Consider the following 7,871-nt stretch of genomic DNA (forward strand, 5'->3'; position numbering starts at 1 on the left):
TGCTAATATTTAGGCGATAAATTCCGGGTGAGAATAGCACCCAGCACCCAGGTATTAACATTTTGTCGGCAACAAGCGCCATATTCAGAGAAAAACCTACCACGTTACGGTATCGTCGAAAATACCAGAGATGATTTAAAATACACCCCCACAGAATGCAAATTAGTATCACAAATTTATGGAGTCGCCCCCGAACACCATCTCAAAGGTAGCAAAGAGGCAACCAAAGCTAAGTATAAACAGTTGTTGACGAGAGAGAAAGTTAATGGTTTACTCTCCAGTCACCACGCCAAATCTAATTTAACCGAGCCATTAGAATCAAAGTTATTGCTAGGAGACACGGACTTAACATTAGGGGAGTTGCTGAATGCCAGCATTCGTTTCCCGCAGTTAGGAGATTTATTTCTCTCCTGTTGTGAAACAGCATTAGGAAATTCAGAATTAACGGACGATATTTTTACCCTCAGCGCCGCCTTTTTATCAGCAGGTGCGTCGAATGTTATTAGTAGTTTGTGGGCAGTCAATGATTTAGCAACAACAATTTTATCATATTTTTACCACCGCAACCGCGCCCAAGATATTCCGAGTGCAGATGCGTTATGGCAAGCACAGATGGAATTGAAAGAGTTAACGGTGGCAAAAGCGGAGGAGAGTTTGGACGATGCAGAGGCAGTATTAGATGAGTTTGAAGAAGGGAGTGCAGAATATGAGGAAAAGCAGAAAATAGCTGATAACTGTCAGAAAGTTTATGATTTAGTGAGCGAAGCCAAAAAATTGATAGGGGGCGAAAAACCGTTTAATCATCCTTATTATTGGGCAGGTTTTGTCTGTCAAGGAGAAGGGTGAATTCAGTTATCAGTTATCAGTAGTGCGAGCATCTTGCTCGCCAGAAGGATTGAAATATGTCAAGTTTAGGGTGAAATTGTCATTGCGAGGGGGAATAGTTTATCTCAACGTTGGCCCTTGACCCGCGCTCTCCCGTAGGGGAGCGTCGCATGGGAAAACCAATCAATGTTGCACTTCTAACAATAGTATGCTATAGTAAAAATAATAAGGCTGCTGGGCTAGCAGTGTCAGCGCCAGTCGCTCATGGGGGAGACCCCCTTTGGCGGCGCTGGCAAGTCTTTAGGAGCGCGCCTTTAGACCGAAAAGAGGTTCGGCCTTGGAGGCAGGTGCTATGTTAGCGCAGCTCCTCTGAAAGAGGCAGCAGAAAGCCCCTATCAGTGATGTTAGGGAATCCCGCGTTCGTCATGTCGCGTAAGCGCAACGTCGGGAGGATGTCAAATTAACTCTGCTATCATAACAGTTAATACCCCCGAAGCAATCTCTCAAAGGCGATCGCCCACAATTGTCATTGCGAGGGGGAACTGTTGATATTAACTCGGTTATCAACAGTTAACACCCCCCGAAGCAATCTCTTTAACTATCCAAATTTAACGAATTCGAGATTGCTATCCTGACGGACTGCTCCGCAAACGCTGTCGCTCGCAATGACAGAATTAGGTTATTTTGCGTCACTTCTGACTTCTAACTTCTAACTTCTGACTTCTGACTTCTGACTTCTAATGAATTACTCGCCCTTCTTTAAAAATTGTTTGTTTACTAGAATGGGTAGTTAAACGTTCTAACAAAGTAGCACTAGCTTCATTTAAACCAATCAAATTTACCTTAATACCCCGTCTGCGAAAACGCAGCACAACTTTATCAACTGCATCCACCGCAGATTGATCCCATAAATGAGCATGAGTTAGATCGACAGTAACAGAGTCTAAATGTTCCCGAAAATCAAAGGAGTTGAGAAAATTCTCTACAGAAACAAAAAATATTTGACCATTGACACTGTAAATACGCTCCACACTATTTTCCTTTAAGTAGGAGTCAACAAAAATTAGTGCTGCAATTTTACGACTAAAGAAAATCGCACTCAGCGCCACCCCAACAATTACTCCAATAGCTAAGTTATGAGTCAAAACTGTAATCAATACAGTAGTTATCATCACTGCCGTTTCACTCTTGGGCACCCGACGAATATGGCGAATGGAACTCCAGTGAAACGTACTGATAGAAACCATAATCATCACCGCGACTAATGCTGCCATGGGAATACGCGCCACCCAGTTATTCAGCACAATAATACAAACAAACAGAAAAATTCCTGCACTCAGAGATGACAGTCGAGTACGCCCTCCTGAACCGACATTAATCATAGACTGACCGATCATCGCGCATCCTGCCATTCCCCCAAAAAATCCAGCAACAATATTTGCGACGCCTTGACCTACTGCTTCCTGGTTTTTATCACTGGAGGTGTCGGTGAGGTCATCAATTACATTAGCGGTTAAAAATGATTCTAGTAACCCTACCAAGGAAAGCGCTAAAGCATAAGGCAGAATAATCTCTAAAGTTTTGAAGTTGAGCGGTACCATTGGCAAGGCAAAACTAGGTAAAGCGTCGGGTAATGTTCCCATGTCTCCCACAGTGGGGACATCTAACCCAGTCACCATCGTAAATATTGTCAGTACAACAATAGCAGCTAAAGGAGAAGGTACTACCTTAGTGAAGCGAGGCAACCCATAAATAATCCCTAACCCAACTGCCACCATTATGTAAACCCAAATAGAAGCATCTTCAAATTGAGTCAACTGAGCATTAAAAATCAATATTGCCAGAGCATTGACAAATCCTAGCATTACCGCCCTGGGTACAAATCTCATTTGATTTCCTAGTTTTATCCATCCTAGGAAAATTTGTAGAATACCTGTGAGAATAGTAGTTGCTAACAGATAATTTAAACCATAATCTTTAACCAAGGTTGTCATCAGCAACGCCATCGCCCCAGTTGCTGCAGAAATCATTGCTGGTCGCCCACCTAAAAAAGCTGCAACAATAGCTATGCAAAATGAAGCATACAGACCTACTTTCGGATCGACACCAGCAATAATAGAAAAACCAATAGCTTCAGGAATTAAAGCTAAAGCCACCACAGCGCCTGCCAATAAATCTTTTTGTACGTTGGAAAACCAGGCTCGTTTCATTAATATATCTTTCATTTTTTCACCTTATCAAAAAAACACCTGTAGAATTTGTCGCGTGCATTTTTGTGTAATTAGTGCCATGCCAAAAACATTAATTTTTAACACTAATTTTTGCAATTACTACATTCGAGCGTATCCTAAAATAAATTTGCTAAGATTATCAAAATAAACAGATTTATTTGTAGATATTTGCTAGGTGGCAGTAAAATCTAGAAATAGAATGTTTATCGATTAGGTATAATTAATTATAGCGTTTCTCAAATTGTTGACTAAAGGTAAGAGAAACTTGATAAAATATGTAATAAATTTTGTGTTATTGCTGAGATTATTGTAAATAACTGAATTTTTTTTAAATTATGACTTATTAATCCTGATTACAACTCAAAAATGACTGCTATATTTTGGTAAGTATTAGGCTGGATCGCAGTCATATTTTAGCTGTTTCATAAATAATGAATATAGCGTTTCCCAAGCTCTCGGAGGTACAGTTGTTTTTCTTCTTTATTTATTCCTACGGAACCCGAATTACTACTCCCTACTTCCTATTCCCTGTTAAGTGTTAAGTGTTCCCTATTCCCTAAAACCAGGGAATTTTGTATCTCACGCTTTTTGGGAATTGCTATATACACTTCTCGTGGTCAAGGTCAGTTTTTTTCCAATACTTTTAATTCTCCTTAAATCTCTCAATACTAATTCCTACTGTCAAGGCAATGAATTAATAGCTAATACCCGATGGCTGATGGCTTTTTCGCTGCGCATTCATGTGGCGCAGCATTCCGCAGGAAATGCTTACCGAATAATTAATAATTATTAATTATTAATTAAATAATTCAGCTTACTCTGCCTCCCCTTTCAAGGGGAAAAAAAGAAATAGTATTTCCTTGTATTCAATCAAGAACGGTTTCAACCAGAGGTAATTATCCATTATCCATTATCCATTAATGAAATATTTTGATTTATTTCTCATATTAACATCATCAATAACTTATCAAATATATTGTCTAAATTGGAAAAATACACTAGATTAGAGTTAGGTGATTAAATTGTAGTTTAATACATTAGTAAATTTCATTATGACCAAATTTTCTTGGACTAAACAATGGTATCCAGTAACTCCCATAAGTTATCTAGATGCTTCTCATCCAACCCCAATAACTTTACTGGCTAAAAGGCTGGTAATTTGGCGAGACAAGCAGCAAAAATGGATAGCAATGGATGATACTTGCCCCCATAAATTGGCGCAGTTATCTTTAGGAAGTATCGATAAAAATGGAGACTTAATGTGTCGCCATCATGGTTGGTGTTTTGATGGAGCAGGCAAATGCACAAATATTCCTATGTTGAGTGATGAAAAAGCTTTAGAAACAGCTTGTAATAGTGCGCGATCGCAAGTAACTACATACCCAACTCAAGTACAACAAGGATTACTTTGGGTATGGCCGGATAATAGTTCTAATGCTGTTGAAGATTCTACTTTAAAACAGCCTGCTGTTATGCCAGAATATAAATTTGATAGTTCTTCAACAGATTGGTTTATGTCAGAAGTTCCCTATAGCTATACTGTCTCTGTTGAAAGTACTTTCGACCCTTCTCACGGTCAATTTTTGCATGAAGGAATTGCTGGTTTCTCTCCAGAAAAAGCTATTTCGATGCAACATTTTGAAGTATTGGGAAAAATATCTGCTGAAGATGGTTTTACCTTAAAACATTCTGGTTACAATATTTTTAACAAAGATATGGATGCGACGCGGAAATTTACCCCGCCCTGTTCTAATACAACAATTTACGAATATTCTAATGGTAAATCTGCTTTGTTTCAGTTGTATTTTGTCCCAACAAAACCAGGTTATTGTAAACATATTGGTAAGTTGATTTTTGATGCAGCTCCCAAAAAACATAACTTTTGGATTGAACTACTACCAAAGTATTTAATAACTGGGTTACAACACTCATCTAGTAACATGAATAAGTTAAGTAATCAAGATTTATCAATGATGCACTCCCAAGCTGTTAATGAATCAACACGGAATAAAACTTGGAAAAAATCCTATTTTATGCCCTCATTAGCTGATGTTGGTATAGTTACTTTTCGGAAATGGTTAGATGAATTTGCCGGGGGTAAACCTGAATGGCAAGGAATTAGAGAAACAGCTTTTCAAGAATTAAATGATGAACAATTATACGATCGCTGGTACAGACATACAAAGCATTGCCCTAGTTGTCGGAAATCTTTAATTTTGATAGATAAAGTCAAAGATTTTTGTCAAAATTTTACAGCAGCTTTAGCAATTTTAGCGTTGTTATTAATAGCAATTAATTTACCTGTAAAAATTATTTTTATTCCTGTTTTACTGGGGATTTTAAGTTTAATTTTTTCGTATAAATTATACTCAATCAGACAGCGTTTTATCAGCAGTATTCCGACAAAAGGTTTGCCAGTCGTGAAATTATATTAGATTAATATTATGTCTGGTAAAAAACTCATAATTAGGCTCGTAGTTGGGCTTCAGCCCTAAAAGCAAAATTTGAGGGGCTAAAGCCCAACTACAAACAAACAAATTATTATCAGGTGAAATTATATTAGATTAATATTATGTCTGGTAAAAAACTCATAATTAGGCTCGTAGTTGGGCTTCAGCCCTAAAAGCAAAATTTGAGGGGCTAGAGCAAAACTACAAACAAACAAATTATTATCAGGTGAAATTATATTAGACTAATATTATGTCTGGTAAAAAACTCATAATTAGGCTCGTAGTTGGGCTTCAGCCCTAAAAGCAAAATTTGAGGGGCTAAAGCCCAACTACAAACAAACAAATTATGCTCGGGTGAAATTATATTAGACTAATATTATGTCTGGTAAAACACTGATAATTAGGCTCGTAGTTTTGGTCTAGCCCTAAAAGCAAAATTTGAGGGGCTAGAGCAAAACTACAAACAAAAAATTATAAGGGAGGGAAAAGAGATTAATATTAAAACTGTTGTAAATAAACTAATTGTTGAGATGTTTTCTTGAACATCTCTAGGAAAAATAGGATAGTTCTTTCTACAACAATGTTTGCATAATTTCTTCAAAATTACGAGCGTATATTTGTTGAGCGTACTCCTGACCATACTGCTCTGAAGAAAGAGGTAGTCTTGTCAAAGTTGCGTATTGAACTCGCTCCATAAGTGGGCGACGCAAAGCTTCGTATTTACTGAAAGCTGTTTCTATAGCTGCCATGTCATCCCACTGATTTTGCTTGTTAATCTCAGTTACTAAGGTTGTCATCACAGCAGCATCTTCCAGTCCTTGATTAGCACCTTGAGCCATAAATGGTGGCATTCCATGAGCTGCATCTCCCGCCAATACAACTCGCCCCATATTCCATTTTGGCTGGTTGGAAGCAGGAACAGTAGCGCGGTGAATATAATACGGACGTTGCATCATCTGTTCTGGGGAGGATAAAGCCACCAACTGCTGAATCATCTCTGGAAAGTCAGCTTTTTTCAACTCCAATACAGCAATATCGATTAACTCTTTTCCTGACTTTCCTGCCAATAACTCCAAAGGTAAAGGTGCATGGATTAGATATCCATATTGACCAGACTGACGGGAAAATAGGATCATTCTGGGAGTTTCGTTTTCTGTAGAATTTTCCGATATTTGCTGATTGAGAATCGTTACTACTCGCGAACCTTGAATAAACAAATCCTGGATTTCTTGTGAGAGTGCTTCTGGGATTTCATATACTCCTCCACTGGCAATAGCTACAACACCAGAATATTCTGGTTTGCTATATAAACTGCATGGAGTGTCTTTGTAGATTACTTGGCGGACAGTAGAATTAATTCCATCTGCTGCAATTAATAGTTTGGCGCGGATAGATGTGATTTCTGATTGGGGTAGTTGGGAAAAATTTACAGTGCTGGTTCGATTCTTTTGTTGTTTATCATCCCAGTGAGCATAGGGGTTAGTTTCTACTTCCTGATTAGAAACGAAATCTGCTCGAACACATTTCAATTCTGGTTCGGCAACTACATTGACACAACGATGATTAGCTTTGACAACTTCCTCTGGTAAAAGTGTTCTCAGTTGAGTTTGTAAATCGTACCAAGATATTGAGACTCTCCCCTCCCCGTACTTCTGAAACCATTCATCGTATTCCAGCTTTATTGAACGGATTTCCTCCCCGTTGACATTTCTGGTCGCCCATTCTGGAACAGGTTGATTTTTTTCTGTCTTTGTTTCTTGGTTTGGTTGTGTTGAGTTATTGAGCTTATTACCAGTTTCTTTAATATTTTCGTATGCTTGGGTATGGGTATATTTAAGTGCTTTTAAGCCATTGGGTAAAAGATCGACACCCTGACCAACTTTACGAAAGGCGCGAGTTTGGTCGAGGACAATAATATTTTCTATGCCACGTTCATATAAACCTAGGGCAGTTGCTAATCCTACTGGACCCGCACCGACAATCGCTACGTCATAGTCAATTTTTGGACTGGAGTTTTCTGGTTTCATAGTGATGTTGATAATTACTAAAAATGTTGTACAACAGTTGTAAGAGTCATCAATGCAAGAATGTTTCCATAATTTCTGCAATATTACGATCGTAGAGTTTTTCAGCGTACTCTCGCTGTTCCTCTTCTGAAGAAAGGGATATTATTTTTAAACTTGCTTGTTGAACGTGCTCCAAAATTGGGCGACGCAAAGATTCATATTTGCTAAAAGCTGTTTCTATAGCTGTCATATCGTCCCACAGATTTTGCTTGTTAATTTCAGCCACCAAAGTAGCGATCGCTGCAGCATCTTCAAACCCTTGATTAGCACCTTGACCCGCAAGTGGTGGCATTCCGTGA

General features: G+C 38.5%; 4 protein-coding genes and 1 pseudogene. 2 read left to right on the forward strand and 3 right to left on the reverse strand.

What is annotated here, in order from left to right:
- Nucleotides 1–18: 18 nt before the first annotated feature.
- Nucleotides 19–846, forward strand: a pseudogene (locus tag F6K22_RS23515) (CHAT domain-containing protein); the annotation flags it as partial.
- 716 nt (nucleotides 847–1,562) lie between these two features.
- Here F6K22_RS23515 and F6K22_RS23520 read toward each other — a convergent pair.
- Nucleotides 1,563–3,050 (reverse strand): SulP family inorganic anion transporter, encoded by a 1,488-nt coding sequence (locus F6K22_RS23520; protein WP_293103467.1) that lies wholly within the window; start codon nucleotides 3,048–3,050, stop codon nucleotides 1,563–1,565.
- 1,058 nt (nucleotides 3,051–4,108) lie between these two features.
- Between F6K22_RS23520 and F6K22_RS23525 the strand changes: the two genes are divergently transcribed.
- A complete protein-coding gene (locus tag F6K22_RS23525) occupies nucleotides 4,109–5,491 on the forward strand; it encodes an aromatic ring-hydroxylating dioxygenase subunit alpha (RefSeq protein ID WP_293103470.1) in 1,383 nt (460 codons plus the stop codon).
- 587 nt (nucleotides 5,492–6,078) lie between these two features.
- Here the strand turns inward: F6K22_RS23525 and F6K22_RS23530 are convergent.
- Together F6K22_RS23530 and F6K22_RS23535 are read right to left on the reverse strand one after the other, a co-directional pair.
- Nucleotides 6,079–7,533: an FAD-dependent oxidoreductase gene (locus tag F6K22_RS23530; protein WP_293103473.1), complete on the reverse strand. Its 1,455-nt coding sequence runs from the start codon at nucleotides 7,531–7,533 to the stop codon at nucleotides 6,079–6,081.
- Nucleotides 7,534–7,582: 49 nt separating this feature from the next.
- Nucleotides 7,583–7,871, reverse strand: a 289-nt coding sequence (locus F6K22_RS23535) for an FAD-dependent oxidoreductase (RefSeq protein ID WP_375340190.1), incomplete at its 5' end; no start/stop codon positions are given.

This window comes from Okeania sp. SIO2F4 (assembly GCF_010672385.1).
Taxonomy (GTDB): Bacteria; Cyanobacteriota; Cyanobacteriia; order Cyanobacteriales; family Microcoleaceae; genus Trichodesmium.

Coding starts and splice junctions, on each gene's coding strand:
- F6K22_RS23525 (WP_293103470.1), top strand. CDS start 4,109: ATGACCAAATTTTCTTGGACTAAACAATGGTATCCAGTAACTCCCATA.
- F6K22_RS23530 (WP_293103473.1), bottom strand. CDS start 7,533: ATGAAACCAGAAAACTCCAGTCCAAAAATTGACTATGACGTAGCGATT.
- F6K22_RS23520 (WP_293103467.1), bottom strand. CDS start 3,050: ATGAAAGATATATTAATGAAACGAGCCTGGTTTTCCAACGTACAAAAA.